The 25,334-nt window shown below is 68.3% G+C and carries 29 protein-coding genes; 15 read left to right on the plus strand and 14 right to left on the minus strand.

Translation table 11 applies throughout. The annotated features are described in order from the left end of the window. The first annotated feature begins 66 nt into the window (after positions 1 to 66). Genes ACLJO0_RS13410 through ACLJO0_RS13425 form a run of 4 tightly spaced genes read left to right on the plus strand, consistent with a single transcriptional unit; the run spans position 67 to position 3,706 of the window. Positions 67 to 1,185 carry an acyl-CoA dehydrogenase family protein gene (locus tag ACLJO0_RS13410; RefSeq protein WP_410578797.1) on the plus strand — a complete coding sequence of 373 codons (1,119 nt, stop codon included), beginning with the start codon at positions 67 to 69 and terminating at the stop codon, positions 1,183 to 1,185. Next, positions 1,182 to 1,949, plus strand: coding sequence for an SDR family oxidoreductase (locus ACLJO0_RS13415; RefSeq protein WP_410578799.1), 768 nt, complete (start codon positions 1,182 to 1,184; stop codon positions 1,947 to 1,949). Before ACLJO0_RS13410 ends, ACLJO0_RS13415 begins: the two co-directional genes overlap by 4 nt. Positions 1,950 to 1,956: 7 nt before the next feature. Further along, positions 1,957 to 2,562 carry a TetR/AcrR family transcriptional regulator gene (locus tag ACLJO0_RS13420; protein ID WP_410578801.1) on the plus strand — a complete coding sequence of 202 codons (606 nt, stop codon included), beginning with the start codon at positions 1,957 to 1,959 and terminating at the stop codon, positions 2,560 to 2,562. Then, entirely contained in the window at positions 2,555 to 3,706 is a 1,152-nt protein-coding gene (locus ACLJO0_RS13425; RefSeq protein ID WP_410578803.1) for an acetyl-CoA C-acetyltransferase, read from the plus strand. Before ACLJO0_RS13420 ends, ACLJO0_RS13425 begins: the two co-directional genes overlap by 8 nt. On the opposite strand, the gene ACLJO0_RS13430 is transcribed toward ACLJO0_RS13425, so the two are convergent. After that, positions 3,690 to 4,832: an MFS transporter gene (locus tag ACLJO0_RS13430; RefSeq protein ID WP_410578805.1), complete on the minus strand. Its 1,143-nt coding sequence runs from the start codon at positions 4,830 to 4,832 to the stop codon at positions 3,690 to 3,692. The genes ACLJO0_RS13425 and ACLJO0_RS13430 overlap by 17 nt on opposite strands. Positions 4,833 to 4,900: 68 nt before the next feature. Between ACLJO0_RS13430 and ACLJO0_RS13435 the strand changes: the two genes are divergently transcribed. Then, positions 4,901 to 5,389 (plus strand): winged helix-turn-helix transcriptional regulator, encoded by a 489-nt coding sequence (locus ACLJO0_RS13435; RefSeq protein ID WP_410578807.1) that lies wholly within the window; start codon positions 4,901 to 4,903, stop codon positions 5,387 to 5,389. Between the two features lie 340 nt (positions 5,390 to 5,729). Here the strand turns inward: ACLJO0_RS13435 and ACLJO0_RS13440 are convergent, their stop codons facing one another. Genes ACLJO0_RS13440 through ACLJO0_RS13460 form a run of 5 tightly spaced genes read right to left on the minus strand, consistent with a single transcriptional unit; the run spans position 5,730 to position 9,212 of the window. Then, positions 5,730 to 7,052, minus strand: coding sequence for an NAD(P)/FAD-dependent oxidoreductase (locus ACLJO0_RS13440; protein ID WP_410578809.1), 1,323 nt, complete (start codon positions 7,050 to 7,052; stop codon positions 5,730 to 5,732). Then, positions 7,045 to 7,281, minus strand: coding sequence for a ferredoxin (locus ACLJO0_RS13445; RefSeq protein ID WP_005164337.1), 237 nt, complete (start codon positions 7,279 to 7,281; stop codon positions 7,045 to 7,047). The genes ACLJO0_RS13440 and ACLJO0_RS13445 overlap by 8 nt, the downstream gene beginning before the upstream one ends. Positions 7,282 to 7,299: 18 nt before the next feature. Then, on the minus strand, positions 7,300 to 7,905 hold the full coding sequence (locus ACLJO0_RS13450) for a ferric reductase-like transmembrane domain-containing protein (RefSeq protein WP_125793585.1): 606 nt from the start codon (positions 7,903 to 7,905) through the stop codon (positions 7,300 to 7,302). Continuing rightward, a complete protein-coding gene (locus ACLJO0_RS13455) occupies positions 7,898 to 8,668 on the minus strand; it encodes a DUF4142 domain-containing protein (protein WP_410578812.1) in 771 nt (256 codons plus the stop codon). The genes ACLJO0_RS13450 and ACLJO0_RS13455 overlap by 8 nt, the downstream gene beginning before the upstream one ends. Next, a complete protein-coding gene (locus ACLJO0_RS13460) occupies positions 8,652 to 9,212 on the minus strand; it encodes a hypothetical protein (protein WP_410578814.1) in 561 nt (186 codons plus the stop codon). Before ACLJO0_RS13460 ends, ACLJO0_RS13455 begins: the two co-directional genes overlap by 17 nt. Before the next feature lie 271 nt (positions 9,213 to 9,483). Between ACLJO0_RS13460 and ACLJO0_RS13465 the strand changes: the two genes are divergently transcribed. The 4 genes from ACLJO0_RS13465 to ACLJO0_RS13480 all read left to right on the plus strand — a co-directional run bounded on the left by ACLJO0_RS13465 (position 9,484) and on the right by ACLJO0_RS13480 (position 12,902). Beyond that, on the plus strand, positions 9,484 to 10,035 hold the full coding sequence (locus ACLJO0_RS13465; RefSeq protein ID WP_034317190.1) for a sigma-70 family RNA polymerase sigma factor: 552 nt from the start codon (positions 9,484 to 9,486) through the stop codon (positions 10,033 to 10,035). Then, positions 10,032 to 10,787 carry an anti-sigma factor family protein gene (locus ACLJO0_RS13470; RefSeq protein WP_410578816.1) on the plus strand — a complete coding sequence of 252 codons (756 nt, stop codon included), beginning with the start codon at positions 10,032 to 10,034 and terminating at the stop codon, positions 10,785 to 10,787. The genes ACLJO0_RS13465 and ACLJO0_RS13470 overlap by 4 nt, the downstream gene beginning before the upstream one ends. Before the next feature lie 203 nt (positions 10,788 to 10,990). Next, positions 10,991 to 12,133, plus strand: a complete 1,143-nt coding sequence (locus ACLJO0_RS13475; protein ID WP_410578818.1) for a DUF1996 domain-containing protein — start codon at positions 10,991 to 10,993, stop codon at positions 12,131 to 12,133. A gap of 211 nt (positions 12,134 to 12,344) precedes the next feature. Next, complete coding sequence (locus ACLJO0_RS13480; protein WP_410578820.1) at positions 12,345 to 12,902, plus strand: sugar O-acetyltransferase; 558 nt, start codon at positions 12,345 to 12,347, stop codon at positions 12,900 to 12,902. Positions 12,903 to 12,906: 4 nt separating this feature from the next. Here ACLJO0_RS13480 and ACLJO0_RS13485 read toward each other — a convergent pair whose 3' ends face one another. Further along, a complete protein-coding gene (locus tag ACLJO0_RS13485) occupies positions 12,907 to 13,374 on the minus strand; it encodes an Lrp/AsnC family transcriptional regulator (RefSeq protein WP_199745424.1) in 468 nt (155 codons plus the stop codon). A 103-nt stretch (positions 13,375 to 13,477) separates the two neighbouring features. Between ACLJO0_RS13485 and ACLJO0_RS13490 the strand changes: the two genes are divergently transcribed. Further along, a complete protein-coding gene (locus ACLJO0_RS13490; RefSeq protein WP_410578822.1) occupies positions 13,478 to 13,954 on the plus strand; it encodes a DUF2000 domain-containing protein in 477 nt (158 codons plus the stop codon). A gap of 351 nt (positions 13,955 to 14,305) precedes the next feature. Here the strand turns inward: ACLJO0_RS13490 and ACLJO0_RS13495 are convergent, their stop codons facing one another. Genes ACLJO0_RS13495 through ACLJO0_RS13515 form a run of 5 tightly spaced genes read right to left on the minus strand, consistent with a single transcriptional unit; the run spans position 14,306 to position 18,503 of the window. After that, positions 14,306 to 15,097, minus strand: a complete 792-nt coding sequence (locus ACLJO0_RS13495; RefSeq protein WP_410578824.1) for an alpha/beta fold hydrolase — start codon at positions 15,095 to 15,097, stop codon at positions 14,306 to 14,308. Between the two features lie 31 nt (positions 15,098 to 15,128). After that, positions 15,129 to 16,175, minus strand: a complete 1,047-nt coding sequence (locus tag ACLJO0_RS13500) for an NAD(P)H-dependent flavin oxidoreductase (protein ID WP_410578826.1) — start codon at positions 16,173 to 16,175, stop codon at positions 15,129 to 15,131. Beyond that, a complete protein-coding gene (locus ACLJO0_RS13505) occupies positions 16,172 to 16,897 on the minus strand; it encodes a CoA-transferase subunit beta (RefSeq protein WP_410578828.1) in 726 nt (241 codons plus the stop codon). Before ACLJO0_RS13505 ends, ACLJO0_RS13500 begins: the two co-directional genes overlap by 4 nt. Then, positions 16,894 to 17,754, minus strand: a complete 861-nt coding sequence (locus ACLJO0_RS13510) for a CoA transferase subunit A (RefSeq protein WP_410578830.1) — start codon at positions 17,752 to 17,754, stop codon at positions 16,894 to 16,896. The genes ACLJO0_RS13505 and ACLJO0_RS13510 overlap by 4 nt, the downstream gene beginning before the upstream one ends. Further along, positions 17,754 to 18,503 (minus strand): enoyl-CoA hydratase family protein, encoded by a 750-nt coding sequence (locus tag ACLJO0_RS13515; protein ID WP_410578832.1) that lies wholly within the window; start codon positions 18,501 to 18,503, stop codon positions 17,754 to 17,756. The genes ACLJO0_RS13510 and ACLJO0_RS13515 overlap by 1 nt, the downstream gene beginning before the upstream one ends. 91 nt (positions 18,504 to 18,594) lie before the next feature. Between ACLJO0_RS13515 and ACLJO0_RS13520 the strand changes: the two genes are divergently transcribed. Further along, positions 18,595 to 19,392, plus strand: a complete 798-nt coding sequence (locus ACLJO0_RS13520; RefSeq protein ID WP_410578834.1) for an SDR family oxidoreductase — start codon at positions 18,595 to 18,597, stop codon at positions 19,390 to 19,392. After that, on the plus strand, positions 19,389 to 20,294 hold the full coding sequence (locus tag ACLJO0_RS13525) for an SDR family oxidoreductase (protein ID WP_410578837.1): 906 nt from the start codon (positions 19,389 to 19,391) through the stop codon (positions 20,292 to 20,294). The genes ACLJO0_RS13520 and ACLJO0_RS13525 overlap by 4 nt, the downstream gene beginning before the upstream one ends. A gap of 89 nt (positions 20,295 to 20,383) precedes the next feature. On the opposite strand, the gene ACLJO0_RS13530 is transcribed toward ACLJO0_RS13525, so the two are convergent. Next, positions 20,384 to 21,250, minus strand: coding sequence for a GNAT family N-acetyltransferase (locus ACLJO0_RS13530; protein WP_410578839.1), 867 nt, complete (start codon positions 21,248 to 21,250; stop codon positions 20,384 to 20,386). Positions 21,251 to 21,316: 66 nt separating this feature from the next. Between ACLJO0_RS13530 and ACLJO0_RS13535 the strand changes: the two genes are divergently transcribed. Beyond that, a complete protein-coding gene (locus ACLJO0_RS13535; protein WP_410578841.1) occupies positions 21,317 to 22,162 on the plus strand; it encodes an SCO6745 family protein in 846 nt (281 codons plus the stop codon). A gap of 40 nt (positions 22,163 to 22,202) precedes the next feature. After that, entirely contained in the window at positions 22,203 to 22,688 is a 486-nt protein-coding gene (locus ACLJO0_RS13540) for a pyridoxamine 5'-phosphate oxidase family protein (RefSeq protein ID WP_410578843.1), read from the plus strand. Between the two features lie 4 nt (positions 22,689 to 22,692). Here ACLJO0_RS13540 and ACLJO0_RS13545 read toward each other — a convergent pair whose 3' ends face one another. Next, positions 22,693 to 23,856, minus strand: coding sequence for a steroid 3-ketoacyl-CoA thiolase (locus ACLJO0_RS13545; RefSeq protein ID WP_410578845.1), 1,164 nt, complete (start codon positions 23,854 to 23,856; stop codon positions 22,693 to 22,695). Between the two features lie 242 nt (positions 23,857 to 24,098). Here ACLJO0_RS13545 and ACLJO0_RS13550 point away from each other — a divergent pair, with 242 nt between their 5' ends. Further along, the gene (locus ACLJO0_RS13550; protein WP_125793603.1) at positions 24,099 to 25,325 is read left to right on the plus strand and encodes a cytochrome P450; all 1,227 of its coding nucleotides are present in this window, start codon (positions 24,099 to 24,101) and stop codon (positions 25,323 to 25,325) included. The last annotated feature ends 9 nt before the right edge of the window (positions 25,326 to 25,334 follow it).

Here is a 25,334-nt window from a genome sequence, read left to right on the forward strand (position 1 = left end):
CTCCCTAGCAAGTGCTTGGTAGGGTAGCCTACGCAGCAGGCTCTGGTTTGGCTAGAGGAGGCAGGCGTGGCTCAGGACGGTTTCCGTGACCGTGTGCGCACCTGGCTGGCGGGCAACCTGCCGCCGGAACTGCGCGGTTTGGGCGGTCCGGGGCGGGAGCACGAGGCCTTCGACGAACGCGTGGAATGGGAACGGCGGCTCGCGGCGGCGGGCTGGACCTGCGTCGGCTGGCCGGTCGAACATGGTGGCCAGGGCGCGACGCTGGAACAGCAGGTCGTCTTCCACGAGGAGTACGCGCGAGCGGGCGCGCCGGCCAGAGTGAGCCACCTGGCCCAGGAACTCCTCGGTCCCACCTTGATCGCGTTCGGCACGCCGGAGCAGCAGAAGCGTTTCCTGCCACCGATCGTGGCCGTCGAGGAACTGTGGTGCCAGGGCTATTCCGAACCCGGCGCCGGTTCCGATCTCGCGGCCGTGTCGACCACCGCGACCCTCGAGGGCGACGAGTGGGTGCTGAACGGCCAGAAGGTGTGGACGTCGCTCGCGCACGTGGCTGACTGGTGTTTCGTGCTCGCCCGCACCGAACCCGGTTCGAAACGCCACAAAGGACTGTCCTATTTGCTCGTTCCGATGCGGCAGCCAGGGGTCGAGGTCCGCCCGATCCAGCAGCTCACCGGGACCTCCGAGTTCAACGAAGTCTTCTTCGACGGCGCCCGCACGGCGAAAGGCCTCGTCGTCGGCGAACCCGGCGACGGCTGGCGGGTGGCGATGGGCACGCTCGCGTTCGAGCGCGGGGTCGCGACGCTCGGACAGCAGGTCGGCTTCCGCCGGGAACTCGAAGAACTCACCAGGATCGCCCCGGACGACCCGGTGATCGCCGAGCGGATCGACCGTGCCTGGGTCGGCCTGGAGGTCATGCGGGCGCAGGCGATCCGCACCCTCGGTGACTCGTCGCCGGGGGTGGCCGAAGTGTCCAAACTGGTCTGGGCGAACTGGCACCGCGACCTCGGGGAGCTGGCGATGCTGGTCCGCGGCGCGCGGGGCATGCTCGCGGAAGACGGGCTCGACGCCTGGCAACGGCTCTTCCTCTTCACCCGCGCCGACACGATCTACGGCGGCTCCAACGAAATCCAGCGCAACGTCATCGCCGAGCGAGTGCTCGGCCTGCCACGGGAGGTGCGACCGTGATTCCGGTACCCAAGTACCCCGAGGGGGCGAACCTCCTGCGGGACAAGGTGGTCGTGGTGACGGCGGCGGCCGGCACCGGGATCGGTTCCGCGGTGGCGAAACGCGCGCTGGAGGAAGGCGCCCGCGTCGTGATCAGCGATTGGCACGAGCGGCGCCTCGGCGAGAAGGCGGCCGAACTCGGCGACGTCCACGCGATCCCCTGCGACGTCACGCGAGAAGAGCAGGTGCAGGCGCTCATCGATGGAGCCGCCGCGCACTACGGCCGGGTCGACGTGCTCGTCAACAACGCCGGGCTCGGCGGCACGAAGTCCATTGTGGACATGCCCGACGAGGAATGGGCCCGGGTCATCGATGTGACCCTCAACGGCACCTTCCGCGCGACGAGGGCCGCGGTGAACCGGTTCATCGCGCAGGGCGACGGCGGCGTGATCGTCAACAACGCGTCCGTGATCGGGTGGCGGGCGCAGGCCGGGCAGGCCCACTACGCCGCCGCGAAGGCGGGTGTCATGGCGCTCACCCGATGCGCGGCCGTCGACGTCGCCGAACACGGCATCCGGGTCAACGCCGTCGCGCCGAGCCTGGCCATGCATCCGTTCCTGGCCAAGGTGACCAGCGAGGAACTGCTCACCGAACTCACCGCGCGCGAGGTCTCGGGGAGGGCGGCGGAACCGTGGGAGGTGGCGAATGTGATGGTGTTCCTCGCCAGTGAGTACTCGTCGTACCTCACCGGCGAGGTCGTCTCTGTCAGCTCCCAGCACGCGTGAGGTATCGATGAAGTCCAGCCCCGGGTCCCGCCGCGCCGAACTGCTCGCACTGGCGGCGAAGCTGTTCGCCGAGCGCGGCTACGTCTCCACCACCGTGCGGGACATCGCGGACGCGGCCGGGATCCTGTCGGGCAGCCTTTACCACCATTTCGACTCGAAGGAGTCGATGGCCGACGAGATCCTGACCGGATTCCTCGACGAACTCTTCGGTGCCTACGCCGAGATCGTCGCGGAAGGGAAAGGGCCGCGGGAAACACTCGAAGCCGTCGTCGTGGCATCGTTCGAATCGATTCACCGGCGGCCCGCCGAGGTGGCGATCTACCAGTCCGAGGCGAAGCACCTGATGCAGTTGCCTCGTTTCGACTACCTCACCGACCGCAACACCGAATTCCGCAAGCTGTGGAACGGGATCCTCATCGACGGCATCGCGGCAGGCGTGTTCCGCGAGGACCTCGACGTCGAACTCACCTACCGGTTCATCCGCGACACCGTCTGGGTGGCGGTGCGCTGGTACAACCCCGGCGGCACGCTGAGCGCGGACGACGTCGCGCAGCAGTACCTCGGGATCCTTCTGGACGGCATCGCGACGAAGACAAGGAGACGCCGTGGCTGAGGCATTTGTGCTGGACGCCGTCCGGACACCGGTCGGCAAACGCGGGGGAGCCCTCAGCGGAATCCACCCCGCAGACCTCGGCGCCCACGTCATCCAGGCCGTCGTCGAACGAGCGGGCGTCGAGGCCGATCTGGTCGACGACGTCATCCTCGGCTGTTGCGACACGCTCGGGCCGCAGTCCGGGAACATCGCGCGGACGGCGTGGCTCGCGGCGGGCTTCGGGCACCACGTGCCGGGCGTGACGATCGACCGGCAGTGCGGTTCGAGTCAGCAGGCCGTGCACTTCGCCGCGCAGGCGGTGCTGTCCGGGACGATGGATCTCGTGCTCGCCGGCGGCGTGCAGAACATGAGCGCCATCCCGATCAGCGCGGCGATGCTGGCGGGACGCGAGTACGGCTTCGAAGACCCGTTCTCCGGCTCGAAGGGCTGGCAAGAGCGGTACGGCAGCGTCGAGGTTTCGCAGTTCCGCAGCGCCGACATGATCGCCGAACACTGGGATCTGACCCGGGAAACGATGGAGGAATACGCCTTCCGCAGTCATCAGCGGGCGATCGCGGCCATCGACGAAGGCCGGTTCGCCGCCGAGATCACGCCGTTCGCCGGTGCCGCCCTGGACGAGGGGCCCAGGCGCGACACCAGTGTGGAACGGATGGCCGGGCTGAAACCGCTGAGCGAGGGGTCCCGCATCACCGCGGCCGTGGCCAGCCAGATCTCGGACGGTGCCAGCGCGACGCTCATCGCGTCGGAGAAGTTCGTCGAGGAACACGGTCTCACCCCGCGCGCCAGGATCCACCATCTTTCCGTGCGGGCGGCCGATCCGGTGTGGATGCTGACCGGGCCCATCCCGGCCACCGCGCACGCGCTGCGGAAAACCGGGCTGGGCATCGACGACATCGACCTGTTCGAGGTCAACGAGGCGTTCGCGAGTGTCGTCCTGGCGTGGATCGAGGAGACGGGAGCCGATCCGGATCGCGTCAACGTCAACGGCGGCGGCATCGCGCTCGGTCATCCCATCGGGGCGACCGGCACGAAACTGTTCGCGACCCTGTTGCACGAACTCGAACGGCGAGGTGGGCGCTATGGGCTACAGACGATGTGCGAAGGCGGCGGGACGGCGAACGTGACGATCATCGAGCGCCTTTGACGCTCCACACGCCGAGTGCCAATGCGCTGAAACCCGCGCCCAGCAGGCAAACGCCGGTCCAGCCAGCGACGGCGTAGACGGCCGTCGAACTGATGGCCCCGACGCCGCTGCCGACCGAGTAGAAGATCATGTACCCGCCGATCAGCCTGCTCCCGGCGTCCGGGCGCAACGGGTAGATCAGGGTCTGGCTCGAGACGTGCACCGCCTGGACGGCGAGGTCGAGCAGGATCGCGCCCGCCACCAAGGCCCACAGTGACGCGCGGGTGAAACCCAGCGGCACCCACGACAGCAGGAGCAGACCGAGCGCGAACCCGGTCGTCCACTGCGCCCGGCCGCGGTCCGCGAGCCGCCCCGCGGGTGCCGCCGCCAGCGCGCCCGCCGCCCCGGCGAGCCCGAAAGCGCCGATGGCGGTATGCGACAGGCCGTCCTCGCTGAGCGGCAACGCGACCGAACTCCACAAGGTGCCGAACGCGGCGAAGATCAGCAGCGCGAGTGTGCCGCGCGTCCGGAAGACGGGCTCCTCGGCGAAAAGTGACAACGTGGAACGCAGCAGCCGCCCGTAGTTCATGGCGTTTCCCGGAGCTGTGGCGGGAAGTACCCGGTACAGAACGATCGCGATCAGCACGGTCACGGCCGCGGACACGACGTACACCGCGCGCCAGCCGGCGAGGTCGGCCAGCGTGCCGGACACCGTGCGCGCGAGCAGGATCCCGAGGACGACGCCGGTCGTCACGAGACCGACCACGCGTCCGCGTTCGGCGGGCCCGGCCAGCGACGCCGCGAACGCGACCAGGAGTTGCGTGACCACCGCGAGCACACCGATCGCCGCCATCCCGGCGAGCAGCACCACGCCGTTCGCGGCGGTCGCGGCGACCAGTTCGGCGATCGCCAGCAGCGTCAGCAGCCCGACGACGAGCCGCCGCCGGTCGAGCAGGTCGCCGAGCGGGACCAGCAGGAACAGGCCCAGCCCGTAGCCGAGCTGAGTGAGCGTGACGATGCCGCCGACGGTCGACGCGGCGATACCGAGATCCGCGCCCATGGTGACGAGCAACGGCTGGGCGAAGTAGATCGTGGCGACGGCCGTCCCGGCGGCCACGGCGAACAACAGGACGACCCCGCGGTGCACGAACCCTCCAAGTGGTTTCAACTTGCTACCACTCGGACGGTAGAGCATCTTGGTTGTAAGATGCAACCATGGTGAAGCGGACGACGTTCGACGAAGCTTCGTGCCCGGTGGCGCGCTCGGTCGACACGATCGGCGACTGGTGGTCACTCCTGATCGTGCGCGACGCCTTCGACGGCGTCCGCCGCTTCGGTGAGTTCCAGCGCAGCCTGGGCGTCGCGAAGAACATCCTGTCCGCGCGGCTGCGGGCGCTCGTCGGGGACGGGGTGCTCGACGTGGTCCCGGCCTCCGACGGGAGCACCTACAGCGAATACGTCCTGACGCCGAAGGGGCGCGACCTGTTCCCGGTGATCGTCGCGTTGCGGCAATGGGGAGAGGCGCACTTCTTCGCCGAGGGCGAGCCGCGGTCGGAACTGGTGGACCGGGACGGTGGTCGTCCGCTGCGCGGACTCGAGGTCCGGGCGTCGGACGGGCGTGTCGTCGGGCCGGAGGACACCGTGGTCGTGAAGGCGCCGGCCCCTACCTCCCCAGTACATGAAGGACCCCATCCTTGCGCCTAGGTACAGGAAGGGGGCCTTCATGTACTTCAAACCTGCAAGGTGGCGTGGTCGGTGCCGGGGTCGTGACCACCCACCCCCACACAATCCCTCAATAACCCAGGATCGCGGGAGCCGGGCCGTATGGATCGGGGCCCTCCCAGGTGAGTCATGCCTGGAAGGGCCCCGACCGGATAAGGGGAGCCCGGAGGGCGGGGTTCCGACGGAGCCCGAATCACCGTCGGTCCCGGTTCCTCCCGGCGTCCCCGAAGGGGGTGGCGGTGGGCGCGGAGGCCCGGCGACCCACCGCCACCTGAGGGACCGCGGCCGCCGCGCGCGGCCCCGGTCCGATCGCGATCCCGGGTCACCCGGCGGGAACGCGAGCCCAGGGCATCCTTTCCGGCGCGGGAACGGCCTCGGTCGGCGTTTCGGACAGGAAGTCCCGCTCGAACGGGGCCAGGACGTCCTCCCCGATCGGCGTCGCCGCGAACGAAGGAGCAGCGGGGGCGGGAGACACCGGCTCGGGCACCGGCAGCCGCCGGTCGAGTTCGGCGGTCCAGTGGATCATCGCCTTCGGCCGGTCCCAGCCGGCCGCGCCGATGAGCCTTCCGTCGCGGACGAAACCGGTGACCCCGTCGGAGAGTTCGATCGTGTCCTTGCCCAGCGACGGCATCCCGACGGTCTGCAACCGCGCGTCGTACAGGGAGGACCAGGCGCGGGGGAGTGGCGTGTACGGCCGGGCGTTGCCGCGGCCCAGCATCAGGCTTTCCGCCGCGGCGCGGCCGGATTCGACGCCGTTCATCCAGTGCTCGACCCGCCGCGGTGTCTCGTCGATGCGCAGGTTCGGCCACTTCGCGACGTCTCCGGCGACCACGACGTCCTCCGCCCCGACGGCGAACAGGGTCGATTCGCACAGGACGCCGTCGTCGATGGTCAGTTCCGAGCCACGCAGCCAGTCCACGGCGGGCACGCTGCCGATCGAGAGCACCACGCAGCTGGCCACCAGGAACTGGTTGTTGGTCAGGTGCAGCCCGACCGTTTCCTTGGTGCTGATCCAGTTCCGCACCTCGGTGTTCATCGCCAGCTTGGCGCGATGGTGCTGATGTTCCTTGGTGAGCGCCGACGCGATCCGCTCCCCGAAGCGGTGCAAAGGCGCCTTCGCGTGACCGATGAGCGTGACGTCCCGGCCCATGTACCGCATCGACGCGGCGAACTCGTTCCCGATCAGGCCGCTGCCGATCACCACGACGGATTTGTTGCTGTTCCCCAACGCCCGCCGCACGGCGAGTGAGTCCTCCACCGTGCGCAGCACCCGGACCCGGGGGTCGTGGCGCGGCGAGCCGGGCAGATGCCGGGGGTAGACGCCGGTCGCGACGATCAGGCCGTCGTACCAGAGGGATTCCCCGCCCGGCAGGTGCACCGTGCGTTCCTTCGTGTCGAGCCAGGTCGCGCGGGTGCCGAGCCGCCAGTGGACATCCAGGTCGAGATACGGCTCCAGGCTCGCGGCCACCGGTTTCACCCCGCCGGTGATGAGTTCCTTCGACACCATCGGCCGGTGGTACGGCTTGCGCGGCTCGTCGCCGACCAGCACGATCTCGCCGTCGAAACCGAGTTCCCGCAACCGTTCCGCGGAGCGGAGACCGGCGACGCCGGCACCGACGATGACGATCCGATCCCCGTCACTCATCGTCGTACGCCCCTTCTCCCTTGACTCTGATGGCTTGTTTCGGGCAGAGCCGGGCGGCGGAGATGGCCTGGTCCAGCCCGTCCCGGTCGACCATCCGGCGGATGCGGAGCTTGCCGTCCGGTCCGATCTTGAAGGTGGCTGGTGCTTCCATCTCGCAGAAGCCGAAGATCTCGCACCGCTCGTTGTCGACGCTGACGCGAGTGCCGCGCCGTACGCTTCCGAAGATCATTTTTCTTTCTCCAAGTCGTCAGACCAGTTCTTCGACCAGGCCCAGCCGTTCCAGGTACCGGGTGGGCGTGAACCGCAGCGCGGTCAGCACCACCACGGGGACCAGCAGCGTGATCCCGCCGAACCACAGGAGGCCGAGGTGCCCGTTGGCCATGGCACCGAAGAAGGCGTGCAGCGCGGTGATCGCGACCGCCGGATAGGCGAGCCGGTGGATCCACAGGAAGCGCCGGTAGGAGCTGAACCGGCTGATCCCGCCGGTCAGCGCGACGGCGATCATGACCTCGAGCCCGAGGACGCCGAGTTCGTGCCGCGCCAGCGTGCCCGGCAGGAGCGGGATGGTGATCTGCGCGAGCGTGAAGCCGTCGGGCAAGAACAGGAACGACATCGCGTGCACGACGCCGAACGACAGCGTCAGGATGCCGAGCACCATATGCGAGTTCCGCAGCGCCTTCCGCCCGGTCAGCGACTTGATCCAGCCGGTCGCGGTGAACACGCCCCAGCACAGGGTGAGGCACATGAAGCCGTACGAGATCCGGGCGGAGGTCTGCGCCATGCCCTTGATGCCGGTGTCGGTGTCCGTTCTCTGGGTCAGGACGATCACCACCTCGGACCACTGGTCATACATTGATCTCTCCTGGGGCACTGGGAACCGGTTGCGGTTCGGCGGCGGCTGCGCGTTCGCGGGTCCGGGTGTTCTTGCTGCGCAGCGTCCGGAGGGCGTAGAACAGCCCGCCGCCGAGCACCACGGCGAGCAGCAGGCCGAGGGCGAAGTCGCCGAAGCCGACGTCCATCGCGCTGTTGGCCGAATTCGACTGCGGCACCGGGGCCTCCGGCAGCAGCGACTGGTCGACGACGCCGGTGCTCTCCAGCAGGGTCATATGCCGCAGCACCGCCTGGTTGGCCGTGGTGGCGTAGTCACGGACGACGTCGTTGCGGGTCCCGGCCCTGACCTGGGCGATGACGGGGAACAGCACCCCGTGCGCGTACCGGAGCCGGTTCGCGAAGATCCGGTCGAACTCGCTGTCGTCGCGGGCGGCCTTCATCTCGCCGAGCCACGCGGACTGCTGATCCGACGGTTCGCGCGGAAGGGCGATGCCGAAACGGTCGGCGATGGCGTGCGTCGCGGTGTCGAGCCTGCCGTGGTCGATCATCAGCGTGCGGCCGACTTCGCGGGTCCGCCGGCTCTTCCCGCGTTCCTGCGCCCACATCCCGGCGGGCATTTCCCACAGGCCCGCCAGTTTGACGTTGACGATCAGGTTCTTGTCCGCCGCGGAGAGTTCTTGGGCGTGCGCGTCACCGACGGGGCCGAGCAACGTCACCGCGGCCGTCGTCACCAGGACGAGCACCACGCGCAAGAACCCGCGAGGGGCGTCAGATGCCGAGGTCATCGGCCTGCCAGGTGTCCGCGGTGAGCAGCACTTTCGTCCCGTCCGGTTTGGCGGGGAACCACGCGTCGTCGACTCCCTGCCCGCCGGTGTTGCCGGGCATCGCGTCGTCGGCGTTGCGGTAGAGCGGCCAGCCCGCGAGCGTGACCTGCTTGCTGCCGTCGTCCCTGGTCACGGTGCCGACGAGGGCCCGATCGATTCCGGTCACCACGAGGTCGCCGTCCGCTTTGGCGGGAATCCAGGTCCGAGAACAGGTTTCGGTGCAATTCGATTTGGGCGGGTCGACCGAGTCCTTGTCGTAGCGGTAAAGCGTGAAGCCGTTGGTGTCGGTGACGATCGGTCCGAGGTCGAACAGGATCGCCGCGGCGACACCGGGCGCCGCTTCGGCCGCGGGGTCGGGCATTCCCGGGATTTCCGCCGCTCCGGCGGCCGGGGCCGTGCCCGGAGAGCCGTTCGGTCCCGCGGTACCGGTGGTGCAGGCCGCGGTCAGCGTCATCGCGGCCAAGGTGAGGGTCAGAGGTATGACCGAGCGTGACACGGGGTTCACGGAAATCCTCCTGTCGGGGCAGAGGAGAACGCCATCACCGCGGGGAGATGGTGTGCAGGCAGGTTTGACTCCACTGTGGACACTCAAGCGGGACACTCAAGATCCACAGTGGATTTCGGCGGTGCGGGGACAGCGCCGGGTCGGGGGTCTTCGGTAGGGGATACGGTCACGAGTCGAGAACGGTTCAAAAAACTTTCCCGTGCTCGGAGAACGGGGCCGGAACGATTTTGGTACTGGACTAATCGCCCTCGCGCACACAAAGATGTGCCGCGTGGGACGCCACTCTCGGATACTGCAGCCAATAGTCGATCATGAACCCGCGTCGAACGGGCATGACGACCTCATCAGGGCGTTGTACCAGGAGTTCGGATCGAGCCTGATGGCGTTCGTGCTGAAGCTGACCGGCCACGATCGCCAGTGGGCCGAGGACGTGGTCCAGGAGACGCTCATCAAGGCGTGGCGCAACGCCGGCAAACTCGACCGGCAGCCGGAAATGCTGCGTGCCTGGCTCTTCACCGTGGCCAGGCGCATCGTCATCGACGGCTGGCGGAGCCGGAGCGCCCGCCCTCAAGAGGTGGAGGAACTGGAGTCGGATTCGATCGGAGTGCCGGACGAATCGGAGAAGACGCTCGCGGCCATGATCGTTTACGAGGCCCTGCGCAATCTTTCCCCGGAGCAACGTGAAGCCGTCCAGCAGACCTACTTGCGTGACCGCACCGTGAACGAGGTCGCGGCGACGCTGGGGGTTCCGCCGGGTACGGTGAAATCGCGGATCCACCACGCTGTGCGCGCGTTGCGCAGGGCGCTGCAGGAGCGGGGGTGAGCGAGGTGTCCGGAACCGTCCACACGGACATCGCCGCCTACGTGCTCGGCGTCCTCGGCGAGGAGGATCACGCGAGGTTCGAGGCGCATCTGCTGGAGTGTCCCGAGTGTCAGGTCGAACTGGTGGAGATGTACCACCTGCCCGACATCCTGGACATGGTCAAGAAGAGCTGGCCGGATCCGCCCGTGAAGGGCCCGGGGCCGCGGGTGCTGCGGATGCTGCTCGCGGACGCCGCCAAGGCGGGACGGCGGCGCAAGGTCATCCGGCTCGCGACGGCCGCCGCCGTACTCGTGCTCGTCGTCGGCGGCCCGCTCACCGTTCTGTCGCTCACCGACCGTGAACCGGTCATCACGCAGGCCGCGCCCACCGTCGTCACGTCGGTGGTGCCTGCTCCCTCCTCCTCCCGGGAACGGGACGCGGGCCCGGATGGCGGCGCCGCCCCGTTCGGCTGGTCCGAAGCGGGCAACGCGGTCGCCGCGGAGGTCACGGTGCAGGAGAAGGAATGGGGCAGCGCCGTCGAACTCGAACTGCGCGGCCTCATCGGCCCGATGGTCTGCCAGCTTTTCGCCTACTCCCACGGCGGAGAGGCGTACGTCGTCAACAACTGGAGCGTGCCGTCCAAGGGATACGGAGTCCCCGGTTCCCCGGATCCCCTCGTCATCACCGGTTCGACGGCGTTGCGGAAGGCCGACATCGAACGCTTCGAGGTGCACAAGCAGGACGGCACCGTACTGGCCATCGTGCGCCGCTAGTCTTATAACGGAAAGATAACGGCGAGATCGCTTTTTGAACCGCCTCCCGGCTGGAGCCGTATCTCCCAGTAGCCGGATGTCTCTCGGCGGGCGAACGGAAGGTTCGCCGCGAATTCGCCGAATCCGCTTATTCGACAAAGCGTGGCTCATGCCTGGGTGCGATTAGTTCGCGTGCCCGGAAACGTAATGAGGTGAGCAAGTCAATGGCACGAAATCAGGGGCGCCATCGCATCGCCCGCAGGACCAAGATCGCGACCGCGTTGTTCGGCCTGTCGATCGCGGTCGGTGGGCTGGTGGTGTCCACCACGACCGGCGACTCCGACAGCGCCGCCGCGGACGAGGTGGACAAGTCGCAGTTCGTGGACATCACCCAGGTCCGGCCGAACGTCGACAAGCCGGAGCCGGGCCGGAACGCCTCCACGGGTTCGTTCACCGTCGACTGCGGCAAGAACGAGAACGGGCATTTCAATCCCGACAACTTCATCGCGCAGCCGGGTGTCCGCAACGGTGCCCAGCATCTGCACGATTACGTCGGAAACCTTTCCACGAACGCGGATTCGGACAACGACAGCCTGCTGGGCGCCGGCACCACCTGCGAGAACGGTGACGAGTCGACGTACTTCTGGCCGGTGGTGCGGATCGACACCGCGGAGGAAGCCGAAGGGCAGCAGAACCAGAACCAGGGTGGCCGGGACCAGAACCGCGACGGAGACCGGAACCGGCAGCGGAACCAGAACAACGACCAGCAGAACCAGAACCAGCAGAACGAGGCTCAGCTCGAAGAGCCGAACGCGGACAACGAACTCGCCGGCAACGACGGGGAGATCCAGCGTCCCGCGGTTGTCGACATCACCTTCAAGGGCAACGCCCAGGAGAAGGTGCGGGAGATGCCGAAGTTCCTCCGGATCCTTTACGGTGACGCGAAAGTCACCACCAACGGTCCTGCCAACGCGCGGGAGAGCTGGACCTGCACCGGTTTCGAGAACAGGGTGATCAAGCAGTACCCGATCTGCCCCGAGGGCAGCGACGTCAAGCGGGTGCACACGTTCCCGAGCTGTCTCGACGGCAACAACATCGACAGCGAGAATCACCGGGACCACATCAAGTATCCGGACGAGAACGGCGAATGCGCGAACGGTCTCACCGCCGTCCCGGAGCTCACGATCTCATTGACCTACCGGATCCCCCGGCAGATCCAGGTCAACGGCCAGTACAAAGTGGACTCTTTCCCCGAAGAGGACCACAACCCCTTCTCCGATCACGACGATTTCGCGAACGTGATGTCGGACCAGATCATGGACCGGCTCGTCGACTGCGTCAACGAAGGCCGCAAGTGCCGCGAATGACGCACTGAAACGGAAGCAGGAACCTGCGAAGAGAAAGGAAGATACTCCGGCCCGGCGGGTCCCCCCCCTTACACCTCACCCACCCGCCGGGCCGGCCCTCCCTGGAAAACGGATCGACACAACTGAAGAACGCTCCGCAAGCGTTCACCCGCCCTGTCGGCGGCTTCCCGAGGGAGGCTCGCCGGCGGGGCGCTTTCGGTAGGTTGGCGGTATGGGTGAGCAAAAGGACCGCATGCTGCGCGGGGAGCTGTACCGGGACAACGACCCTGAACTGGTCTCGGACCGCAGGCGTGCGCAGGCGCTCGTCGACCGGTTCAACGGCACGGGCGCCGAAGAGACCGGTGAGCGGGACACGATTTTGCGTGAGTTGCTGGGCAAACTCGGCGAAGATTCCTGGATCATGCCGCGGTTCCAGTGCGACTACGGCTATCTGATCGAGATCGGCGCCAACAGTTTCCTCAACTACGACGCCATCCTGCTCGACTGCGCGCCGATCAAGATCGGCTCGGACTGCTCGATCGGCCCGCGCTGCCAGCTGCTGACCGCGCTACATCCGATGGAGGACCACGAACTGCGGCGGGCTCGCTGGGAATCGGCGGCGCCGATCACCATCGGGGACAACGTCTGGTTCGGCGGCGGCGTCATCGTCTGCGCCGGGGTGACCATCGGCGACGACACCGTGGTGGGCGCAGGGAGTGTGGTCACCCGCGATCTGCCGTCGAAGGTGTTCGCGGCGGGCAACCCGGCCCGCGTCATCCGCGAGCTCTGAGGTTCTACCGGTCCACCGGCGTGATCCGGGTGCGCCGGCTGTGCTCGAACACCATCGAGGTGCGCACGTCGGCCACCTCGGGGCGTTCGGTCAGCTTGTCGATCACGAAGGCGTAGAGGCTGTCGTTGTCCGGGACCGCGACATGCAGGATGAAGTCCTCGGTCCCGGTGGTCACGTAGAGCCCGACGAGGTCGGGGAGGGCGTTGACCCAGTTCCGGAAGCCTTCGATGTTCCGTCGCGAGGGCGGGCGCACCCGCACCGCGATGAGCGCCTGCACCCCGCGGCCGATCGACGGCAGGTCGACGTCCAGCAGTGCGCCGCGGATCACGCCACGTTCCCGTAGCCCGCGGGTGCGGTCCAGCGCGGTGGTCGGTGAAACGCCCACCGCGGCGGCCACTTCGCGGTTGGTCTTCCGTGCGTCCGACTGCAATTGCGCCAGGATCGCCTTATCAAGTTCGTCCAATCGCGCCATCTCAGCCCTTCCGCCGTATTAAGTACGAACACAGTGGACTGTACTCGTATGTCCTCCTAGCTTGGCCTTGTTCATCCGTTGATGTGAGCAGGAGATCAGCTGAATGTCCGAGTACGGTACGGCCATCGGATTCGCCCCCGACGAGATCGACCTCACCGCGTCCACCCGATCGGCGAGGTTGAAGTGGGTCATCGTGGTCAACAGCGAGCTGCCGCCCGGCCGTGCGGTCAACGCGGCGGTCTGCACCGCCGTCGCCACGGCGAAGTCCGTGACCGGTCTCCTGGGAGACGAAGCGGTCGACGCGAACGGCGAGCACTACACGGGCTTGCCCTGGGTCGGCTGCTCGATTCTGTCGGCCGACCCGGAGAAGCTGCGCGCCATCCGTGCCAAGGCCGCGGCCTCGCCGGGCTGCCACGTCGCCGACATGCCAGCCGTCGCCCAGCAGATCCGGGTCTACACCGACTTCCTCGCGACGATGAAGGAGATTCCGACCGAGGAGATGGACTTCTGCGCGATCGGCATCGTCGGCCCGCGCAACCGGATCGACAAACTGGTCGGGAAGTTGCCGCTGATGCCGTGAGCGGGTGGCCGTCCGGTACAGGTGGTCGTGAGTGGCGGTGCTTCTTGCGTGAAGTACATGAAGGACCCCTTCCTGTACCTAGGCGCAAGGATGGGGTCCTTCATGTACTTGGGCTGGCCTTCACGCGCTGTCGCTGTAGCGCTGAGACTCCAGGGGGCGTTCCTGCCCACCCGCAGCCTCGGCACGGGCTGAGCTCAGCCCGGCATGCCGTGAAGGGCCTCTTCCCTACTCTCAGGGTAGGGAAGGAGTCCCTCACGGACCCGCGATCCCGACCCATCCGCCGTAGGTACCTGGAACACGGTCGGTTCTAACCCGAAACGCCACTCACGACCACCTGTACCGGCGCCGGCTTCAGCCTTCGAGGAGGTCCCGCAGCGCTTCGGTGAACTGGGCGGGGTTCCGTTGTGGCGCCAGATGCGCCCCGGGCATCTCGGTGAACGGCAGGCCCAGTTCGAGCGCGAGGACCTTCGCGGGCTGGTAGTGGTAGTGCCCCCGGCTGCCGACGCCCGCGACAGGGACGATCTCGGTCCTCGCCTTCCGCAGCGCCCGCAGGTCGGGAAGGTAGTCGAGGATCTCGGCCAGTTCGCGGCCGAAGAGCCGTTTCCAGTCCTCCTCGTTCGGCAGCCGGATCGCGCGCAGTTCGGGCAGCGCGGCGCCGGCGATCCCGTCGGTGAACCGTTTGAACGCCCCCATCAGGTCGCCAGCCTGGGCGAGCCGGACCTGCGCGTTGGCCTCGTCGAGCCAGCCGAGCGCGTCCGGCAGCAGCTGGATGGCGGGGGGTTCGTGGGCGACCAGCACGGTCGCCGCGTCCGGGTAGCGGGCGACGAGGTCGAGACCGATCATGGCGCCCGCGCTGGTCCCGAACACGCTGGCGGGCCCGCCGCCGACGTGCTGGAGGACCGCGTGGGCGTCGTCCGCCTGCTTCGGCACACTGACCGGACCGGTGCTGGTGTCGGTGCTGCGGAAGTGGCCGCGCCGGTCGTAGGTGACGACGGTGTAGTCGTCGGCGAGGAGCTTCGTCATCGCCCGGAACGTGTCCGCCGAGCCCAGCCCACCGGCGATCAGGAGCAGAAGCGGCCCTTCGCCGGTGCTGCGGACGTACAGCTCACCGTCCTCGACCGGACAACGACTCTCCGAGATCATGGCCGAAGTCAAGCACAGCGCGTTCGGCCCCTCACTCCGAGGCCAGCCGCCGCAGGATGCCGGTGGCGTCGGCCACGATGGTCTCGATGAGGTCGCCGACCGCGGGCAGGTCGTCGAGCAGGCCGACGACCTGCCCGGACGCCAGCACCCCGGCGCTCCGGTCGCCATCGACGAGCCCGGCGCGCAGCAGCATCGGCGTGTTGGCGGCCATCAGGACCTGCGACCAGGTCCGGTCGCCGCCGCGTTTCATCCGCACTCCCTCGGTGGCCAGCGAGCGCCACGACAGCCCGGTCAGTTTCCGGAACTTCGAGGCGTTGCGGGCGGCCCTGGCGAGCCCGCGCACCGGACCGGCGGACTCGAGCGCGTCGACCAGTTCCGTGCGGAGGACGCGATGCGGCATCCCGTCCACCTTGCGGGTGACGACGGTGCCGTTGAGATCACGGGCGAGGTAGGCCTGCTTGATCTCGTCGGGCACGGTGCTTTCCCTTGTCAGGAGGAACCGGGTGCCCATGGCGACGCCGGCCGCCCCGTAAGCGAGCGCGGCGGCCAGCCCCCGGCCGTCGAAGAAGCCGCCCGCCGCGACCACCGGGATGTCGACGGCGTCGAGCACCGACGGCAGCAGCAGTGTCGTCGCGACCCCGCCGGTGTGCCCGCCGCCCTCGCCTCCCTGCACGATGACGGCGTCGGCGCCCCAGCCCGCGACCTTCTCCGCGTGCCTGGCCGCGCCGACCGAAGGGACGACGAGGACGCCGTTGTCCTTGAGCCGCGCGATCATGTCCTTCTTCGGCGCGAGCGCGAAGGACGCGACGCGGACCTCCTCGGTGATGAGGAGTTCGACCCGGCGCGCGGCATCTTCGGCGTCCGCGCGGAGATTGACGCCGAACGGCTGGGAGGTGCGGCTCTTGACCTCCTTGATGGCCGCCGCCAGCTCGTCGTAGGTCATCGTCGCGGACGCGAGGATGCCGAGGCCGCCCGCTTCCGCCGTCGCGGACACCAGCCGCGGCCCGGCGACCCAGCCCATCCCGGTCTGCACGATCGGATGCCGGATCCCGGCCAGCTCGGTCAGCGCGGTCTTCACGACGGGACTTCCTTGTTCCGCAAGGACTTCGGATCCAGGCTGGTGCGGATCAACAGCAGTTCGGCCTCGGTCGGCAGCCGGGACTCGGAGACCCCGTCGGTGCTCAGCGGGAACGACGTCGCCTCGACGACCTCGTCCACGGAAACCCCCGGATGCACGGAAAGCAGCCTCGGCGCGTGATCTTCACCGCCGAAATCCAGGATGCCGAGGTTGGTGACGACGCGGTGGACGTCGTGATACCGCAACCCGGCCTCGCGGGCCCTGGCGTAACCGACGCCGGACACGACGTCGACCTGATCGACGAAGACCCGCTTGCTGTGCCGCGGAACCCAGTAGCTCGTGCGGTGGTTGGCCGTGTTGCCCGGCCCGCCCCGCACGCCGAGAAGTTGCTTCTTGGGCTGGGAATGGTCGCCGATCGCCGAGATGTTCTGGTTGCCCTCGCCGTCGATCTGGTTGGCGCCCATCACGACGTGCCGTTTTCCGCGCGGTACCACGGTGTCGAGGACCTTGCGGAACGGCTGCCAGCCTTCGACGACGGCGTCGGAGGTCATCAGATACGCCTCGCCGTCGGACAGCAGGATGTCCGGTTCGAACGTCAGCCTGGCGAGCCTGGCGCCCAGCGACGGGATGAACCCCATGGGGCTCACCACGATTTCGCCGTCACCGCGGAACAATTCGGCACAGGCCACGACAGCCACTTCGGCACGACTGATGTCACTCATGCGGACTCCCCGAATTCGGCGACGGCCTTCTGGTAGTGCGCTTCGTCGCCGGACAGGAACCTGTCGACGAAGTGCGGCCACACGTCGAGATTCTTGGCCGCTTCGGCGTAGTGACGCTGGAAACGTTCGTCGCGTCCATAGTCCGGGACAGCGGTGGTGAAATGCGCGCCGTTCGGCGTTTCGGCCACCCCGGTCACGAGCATCCGGCTCAGCAGCAGGCTCTGCACCGGTCCCGCTTCGGCGAGTTCGGCCGTCTCCACGATCTTTTCCGTGGACACGTAACACTTTTCGGCGGCCAGAGCGAACAGTTCGTCGAAATACGGATCCGGACCGAGATACTGCGCGTTGCCCCGGGCGTCGGCGCGGTTGAGGTGGACGAAGGCCGCGTCGAGCTTGAGGGCGGGCACGGCCAGCAGCTCTTCGGCGTCGTCGTACGGGGATCGGACGGTGCGCAACGACGGGTTCAGATCCATGACGCCGGAGCCGAGGCCCGCACGCGTCGGAAGGAACGGAAGTCGTTGCGCGGCAGCGGAAAGGCCGGTCCCGAACACGCCTTCGTCGTACTCGGTGACGGAGATCGACCCGGACTCCCGCGCCCGGGAGAACCACGGGTCGTAGGGGATCGAGTCCAGGGTGACGAAGCCGAAGACGAGATGCTTGATCTTGCCCGCCGAGGCCAGCAGCCCGACGTCCGGGCCGCCGTAGGAGACCACGGTGAGATCCTTGACCGGTGAGCGCAGGATCGCGCGCACCAGCGCCATCGGCTTGCGCCGCGAGCCCCAGCCGCCGATCCCGATCGTCATGCCGTCCCGCAGTTCGGCGGCGATCTCGTCCGGCGTCATCCGCTTGTCGGCCATCACTTCCCCTTGCCGTCCAAGAACTCCTGGCGCGCGCCGTCGGAGACGCCCGCCAGGTTGAGTTCGAAGGTGAATCCCTGCTCGAAGCGGTAGCTGCGATGTACGGGCTGGACATCGATGCCGTTGATGGCCTGTTTCGCGGCGCGGATCACGCGGGTGTCCTTCGCCGCGATCTGCCGCGCGACACCGAGCGCGGTCTCGTCGAGCTCCTCCCGCGAGACCACGGCGTAGACGGAACCGTGGTGGTGCAACTGGGCCGCGCTGATCGTCGATGCCGTGTAGTACAAGGCGCGCATCAGATGCTGGGGGACCAGCCGCGAGAGATGGGTCGCCGCGCCGAGCGCGCCGCGATCGACCTCCGGGAGCCCGAAGGTCGCGTCCTCGCCGGCGATCACCACGTCCGCGTTGCCGACCAGGCCGACCCCGCCGCCGAGACAGAAGCCCTGCACCACGGCGATCACCGGGACCGCGCAGTCGTACACGGCGGAGAACGCCGCCGCGCAACCCTCGTTCGCGCCGATCAGCGCGCCGTACCCCGGATCGCGCTGGATCTCCTTGATGTCGACCCCGGCGTTGAACCCGCGGCCCTCCGCGCGCAGCACCACCACATGGGTCGCGGGATCGCGTCCGGCATCGGTGACGGCGGAGGCGAGGGCGAACCAGCCCTTCACGCTCAGCGCGTTCACCGGGGGCGCGTCGACCGTGACCACGGCGATGCCGGGCTCCGGTGAGTGGGTGGAAACGGTCATCGTGCACCCTTCTCAGCTACCAAACCTAGCACTTGCTTGGTAGGTTAGCAGGACGTCCGGCCCGGGTACAGCGACGTGAAGGAGGCCTCGCATGGCACTCGAACTCCGGCTCGACGGCGCCGTGGTGCTGGTGACCGGTGGGGTGCGCGGCGTCGGCGCCGGTGTCACCAGGACTTTTCTGCGTGCCGGCGCCGAGGTCGTCACCTGTGCCCGCACCGAACCCGAGCGGCCGGTCTGCGCCGGGGAGAGGGCGTCGACGTTCATCTCCTGCGACGTCCGTGACCCTAAAGAGGTCGACGCGCTCGTCGAAGAGGTCGTCCGGCGGCACGGCAGGCTCGACGTCGTGGTCAACAACGCGGGCGGCGCACCGTACGCCGAGGTCGCGAACGCGTCGCCGCGGTTCCACGAAAAGATCGTCGCGCTGAACCTGCTGGCGCCGTTGACCGTCGCCCGCACGGCGAACGTGATCATGCAGCAGCAGGAAAGCGGCGGAGTCATCGTGAACATCAGCAGTGTGAGCGCGACGAGACCGTCGCCGGGGACAGCGTCCTACGGTGCGGCGAAGGCGGGCCTGGACAACCTGACCGCGTCGCTCGCCGTCGAGTGGGCGCCGAAGGTGCGGGTCAACGCGCTCGACGTCGGCATGGTGCGGACCGAGCACTCGCATCTGCACTACGGCGACGAGGCGGGCATCGTGGCCGTGGGCGCGACAGTCCCGTTAGGACGGTTGGCCGAACCGGACGAGATCGGTTCCTGCGCGGTGTTCCTGGCTTCCCCGCTGGCCTCCTATGTCAGCGGCGCCTGCCTGACCGTGCACGGCGGGGGAGAGGTGCCTGCCTTCCTCGCCGCTTCCAATTCCAAGGTCGAAGAACGAAAGGAGCCGGTGTGAGCGGGATCGCCGACGGCCGGATCGTGGTGGTGACCGGGGCCGGTCGTGGAATCGGCCGGGCGCACGCGCTCGCCTTCGCCGCCGAGGGCGCGCGGGTGGTGGTGAACGACCTCGGCGCCGGAATCGACGGCAGCGGCGGGTCGGCGGGGCCCGCGCAGGACGTCGTCGACGAGATCGAGGCGCTCGGCGGCAAGGCGGTCGCGAACACCGACGACATCGCGTCCTGGGACGGCGCCGCCGCGCTGGTGCGGACGGCCCTCGAAACGTTCGGCGGCTTGGACGTCCTGGTCAACAATGCGGGATTCCTGCGCGACCGGATGCTCGTCAACCTCGGCGAGGACGAATGGGACGCGGTCATCCGCGTCCACCTGAAGGGCCATTTCGCACCGACGCGGCACGCCGCCGAGTACTGGCGCGCCGAGTCGAAAGCGGGCCGGACGCGGACCGCGCGGGTGATCAACACCAGCTCCGGCGCCGGCCTGCTCGGCAGCGTCGGGCAGGGGAACTACGCGGCCGCGAAGTCCGGGATCCTGGGCCTCACGCTGGTCGCGGCCACCGAATTCGCGCGCTACGGCGTCACCGTGAACGCGATCGCCCCGGCCGCCCGCACCCGCATGACCGAAGTCGCCTTCGCCGACGACATGGCCGCGCCGGAGGACGGTTTCGACGCCATGGCACCGGAAAACGTGTCACCGCTGGTGGTGTGGCTCGGCAGTGAGGAGTCGTCCGGGGTCACCGGGCGGGTGTTCGAGGTCGACGGCGGACGCGTCTCGATCGCGCAGGGCTGGCGGCACGGCACGGTGCGGGACAAGGGATCCCGGTGGGCACCGGCCGAACTCGGGCCTGTGGTGGCGGAGCTGCTGGCGGAAGCTCCGGTCCCTGAACCTGTTTACGGGGCTTAGGGGTCGCGGGGGTGAAGGGCGCTTTCCCCGCATGCCACGCGGGGAAAGCGCCCTTCGCGGCGTGACATGCGGGGAAAGCGCCCTTCAGCTCAGGCGTCCCGCGTCAGATCCCGGACCTCGGGAAGCCGCTTGAAGCCACCCGATTCGTAGGTCGCGACGGCGGCCATGTTCGAACTAGGCGTGTTCACGCCCGCGCTCGACGACCCCAGCTCCCGGAGCGCGGCCGCCGCGGCGAAGGTGATCGCCCTGCCGTAGCCGTGCCCTCGATGGTCCCCGTGCACGCCCATCGGTTCCAGCACACCGGGTTTGCCCAGGCCTGCCGACCACACGGCCACCGCCGCGACGGCCTCGCCCCGCTCGTCGTACCCGACCAAGTACCGGGAGTCGGCGTACGGCGCACCGGCCGCCATCGTGCGCCACTTCTCGGGAGTGAACGTCGAGCCGTCGAACGCTCCTCGCATCACATCGGCCCATACGTGGCAGTTGTCCGGTCCGATCGTCTCGATCCGCAGGTCCGGGGCCTTCACCGGTTCGGCGAGATCGAGGCTCAGCGGCGTCCACGGTTCGCCGGTGCGCCAGCCGTGTCCGGCCAGCAGATCCTGGAGCAGCGCGTCCATCGGCGCCTCGACGGCCACCTCTCCCGACGGCAGCACACCGCGCTCCGGAGCGATCACGTCTTCGGCCATCCGCTGAGCCAGTTCCTCGTCTCGACGTATGTCCGGCGCGGTCGTCACCCGCAGGAGGTCGGCTCCGTCCAGGAGCCCGACGGCGAGAATCCGGCCGTCGCGGCGCCAGATCCGGACCGCCGCGGCCGTCGCCTCCGCCCCCGAGCGCCAGAACCAGCCGAGGTCACCGGGATGCAGCTGCCAAGCCACCCCTTCGGATTGCCAGTCCCGCAGCGCGTCCACGGCCTCGTTCAGTCCGTCGAGTCCCGGTCGCTCCAAGTCGATCGCCATGCCGGTGATCACACACCACCGGACGGTGGGCTCGCATCCGGTTTTCGGTGAGGCCAAGATGAGGACGTGAAGTCACTTCAGCGCCGTCTCTGGGAAGCGGTCGAGCCGCTGCACGCCGTCGTCTACTTCGCCCCGGAAACGGCGGCCGCGGCCAAGGCGGTGGGTCTGCCGGGCTGGTGGATGGGCTATTTCGCCGGCCGGGTCGCGCCGCTCGGGCCGCTGGCGGAACCACCCGCGACCGCGATGCTCTTCGGGTTCGCCCCGCGGAGGGTCGCGCGATCCCTGCCGGACGCGTGGAAATACGCCGAACCGGCCGCTGTCCTCCAGAGCCGGATGGACGCCGTCGAGGCCGCCCTGAACCGGATCCTGCCCGCCGACGCGCCTTTCGAAGAATTGGCCGACCTGCTCGAACAGGCCGTCACCGGCTGCGATTTCGCGGCCAGGCCGCTCGCCGCCGCCTGGTCTTCGGTCGCCAGGCCCGCCACGCCGGTCGGAAGGAGCTGGCTCGCGGCCACGGTGCTGCGCGAGCATCGCGGGGACGGTCACGTGCTTTCCGCGGTCGCCGCCGGACTGCGCGGACTCGACACCACGCTGACCCATATCGGCAGCGGGGCGGTGACCCGCGAGGTCATCCAGATCAATCGTGGGTGGTCCGATGACGAATGGGACGAGAGCGTCGCGCGGTTGGCCGGACGAGGCATCCTCGACGGCGATTTGAAGCTCACCGAGCAGGGAATCGCGCTGCGCCAACGGATCGAAGACGAGACCGACCGCCTCGCCGCCGGCCCCTCGGAAGCACTCGGGGAGGTCGGAGCCGCCGAAGTCCTGCGGATCGCCGTCCCGTTGAGCCGCCGGATCTTCGACACCGGCGAGATCCCGCTGCCGAACCCGATGGGGGCGCCGCGGCCCTGACCGCTCGAAACTGTCGGACCCCGGTGGGACGCTGTTCCGCATGGCGACGTGGCAGCAGTTCAGTGAAGAGGCACCCGCGCTGGCGGAGAAGATCAAAGAGCGGTTCACCGCGGAGAAGTCGCATGTGCTGGCGACGGTCCGGCGGGACGGCTCGCCAAGGGTCAGTGGCAGTGAGGTCGATTTCCGTGAGCAGGACCTGCTGATCGGTTCGATGATCGGCGCGATGAAGGCGAAGGATCTGCAGCACGACGGCAGGTTCGCGATCCACGCCGCCTCGGCGATCGACGAGGGCGGCGCGGACGCGAAGGTGTCGGGAAAGGCCGTCGAGATCACCGATCCGGCGGAGGTCGCCCGCCTGCAGGGCGACGACGGGGAGGCGCACGTCTTCCGGCTCGACCTCACCGAGGCGGTGCTGACCTGGGTCGAGGGCAACACCATCTATTTCGACTTCTGGAAGGAGGGTCAGGGGAGCAAACGGCTCGCGAGGCCGGACAACGGTCCGGTGGTCGAGGTCGGCTTGGGCTAGCGCGCTAGATCCGTTCGATGATCGTGCCGGTGGAAAGCGCGCCGCCGGCGCACATCGTCACCAGCGCGGTGCTCGCGTCACGGCGTTCCAGTTCGTGCAGCGCCGTGGTCAGCAGGCGAGCGCCGGTGCTGCCGACGGGATGCCCGAGCGCGATCGCGCCACCGTTCACGTTGACCTTGTCCTCGCCCGCCCGGTGCACCCGTTGCCACGACAACACAACTGAAGCGAACGCCTCGTTGACTTCGAAGAGGTCGAGGTCGCCGATCGTCATCCCCGCCTTGGCCAGGACACGTTCGGTCGCCTGCACGGGACCGTCGAGGTGGTAGTACGGCTCGGCGCCGACCAAGGCCTGCGAGACGATCCGCGCTCGCGGCTCGAGGCCCAGCGCCTTCGCCCGGTCCGAGTCCATCAGGAGGAGCGCGGCCGCGCCGTCGGAGATCTGCGACGACGTCCCGGCGGTGTGCACGCCGCCTTCGAGGACGGGCTTGAGCTTGGCGAGGCCTTCGACGGTCGTGTCACGCAGCCCTTGGTCACGGGACACCAGCCGTGTCTCGCCGGTCGGCGTGCCGTCCTCGCCGAGCACGGGAGCCTTCACCGCGACGACCTCGCGATCGAAGTGTCCCGCCGCCCAAGCGGTTGCCGCCTTGGCCTGCGACTCGGTCCCGAACAGGTCGACGTCGTGGCGGGTGATCCCGCGGCGTTCCGCGATCCGCTCGGCCGCGCCGTACTGGTTCGGCATGTCGATCGACCACGTCTGGGGCCGTGGCGTGCCGATGCCCTCGCCGCGGTTCGCGCCGAGCGGGACCCGGCTCATCGCCTCGACACCGCAGGAGACGCCCGCGTCGATCGCCCCGGCCGCGATGAGCCCGGCGATCAGATGCGTCGCCTGCTGCGCCGAGCCGCATTGGGCGTCGATGGTGGTCGCACCCGTGGTCTCGGGGAGCCCGGCGTGCAGCCACGCCGTGCGCGTGACGTTGCCCGCCTGCTCGCCGGCCTGGGTCACCGCACCGCCGATCGCCTGCTCGACCAGCGCCGGATCCAGCCCCGCGCGTTCGAGCAGGGCGCGCTGCGCCGCGCCGAGGATCTCGGCGGCGTGCAGCCCCGCCAGGTGACCCCGCCGCTTGCCGATAGGGGTGCGGACCGCCTCGACGATCACCGGACTACCCACGTTCGCCTCCTGGGAAACACCGTTACTACCGAGAAAAGTAGAACACGTTCTTGATTTGAGCAAGTCGCCCCTGGGTCGGCCGGTTTTTGATCACTGGTCGCCGTTCCCGCTTCATGTCACGCTCGAAGGGTTCTCGCTGGCTGAGTAAACGGGTTTCACTGAAACTCTTCACTTGGTAAACGCCGTATGCTTCAATCGGGTCTAGAACGTGTTTCATTGGCGAACCGCGTAGGAGGTAGCCCGTGGCCGCTCCCCTGATCCCCGCCGGTTTCGATTTCACCGATCCGGATCTTTACGCCACCAGACTGCCTCTGGAGGAGTTCGCCGAACTCCGCCGTACGGCACCGGTCTGGTGGAACCCGCAGCCGCACAACACCGCGGGCTTCCGCGATGACGGCTACTGGGTGGTCAGCCGGCTCGAAGACGTCAAGGCGGTGTCGAGGGACAGCGAGCTGTTCTCCTCGCGGGAGAAGACCGCGATCATCCGCTTCGACGAGAACATGACCGACGACAGTCTCGAAGCCAACCGTCTGGTCCTGCTCAACATGGACGCCCCGCAGCACACGAAGCTGCGACGGATCGTGTCGAAGGGCTTCACGCCGAGGTCGATCTCGAAACTCGAGGACACCCTGCGCGATCGCGCGGAGAAGATCGTCAGCGAGGCCAAGAAAAAGGGCTCCGGCGACTTCGTCGTGGACGTCGCGTGCGAACTTCCGTTGCAGGCCATCGCCGAACTGATCGGCATCCCGCAGGAAGACCGGATGAAGGTCTTCGACTGGTCGAACCAGATGGTCTCCTACGACGACCCCGAGTACGAGGTCGAGCCGCTCGCCGCGTCGGCGGAGATCGTCGGCTACGCCTGGAACATGGCCGAAGAGCGGCGCAAGTGCCCGATGGACGACATCGTCACGAAGCTGATCCAAGCCGACGTCGACGGTGAGTCGCTGGCCTCCGACGAGTTCGGTTTCTTCGTCATCCTGCTCGCCGTCGCGGGCAACGAGACCACGCGCAACGCGATCACCCACGGGATGAAGGCGTTCCTCGATCACCCCGACCAGTGGGAGCTGTACAAGAAGGAGCGGCCGAAGACCGCCCCGGACGAGATCGTCCGCTGGGCGACGCCGGTGGTCGCCTTCCAGCGCACCGCGACCAGGGACACCGAACTCGGCGGGCAGCACATCCGCAAGGGCGACCGGGTCGGGATGTTCTACAGCTCCGCGAACTTCGACCCGGACCATTTCGACGAGCCGGAGAAGTTCGACATCCTCCGCGAGGACAACCCGCACGTCGGCTTCGGCGGCACGGGATCGCACTACTGCATCGGCGCCAACCTCGCGCGGCTGGAAATCGATCTGATCTTCAACGCCATCGCCGATGTCATGCCGGACATCACCGAAGTCGCCCCGCCGGACCGGCTCCGGTCGAGCTGGCTCAACGGGATCAAGCACTACCAGGTCCGGTACGCCTGAGCCGATGCC

This window comes from Amycolatopsis sp. lyj-108, from assembly GCF_046549005.1.
In the GTDB taxonomy this organism is placed as follows: domain Bacteria; phylum Actinomycetota; class Actinomycetes; order Mycobacteriales; family Pseudonocardiaceae; genus Amycolatopsis.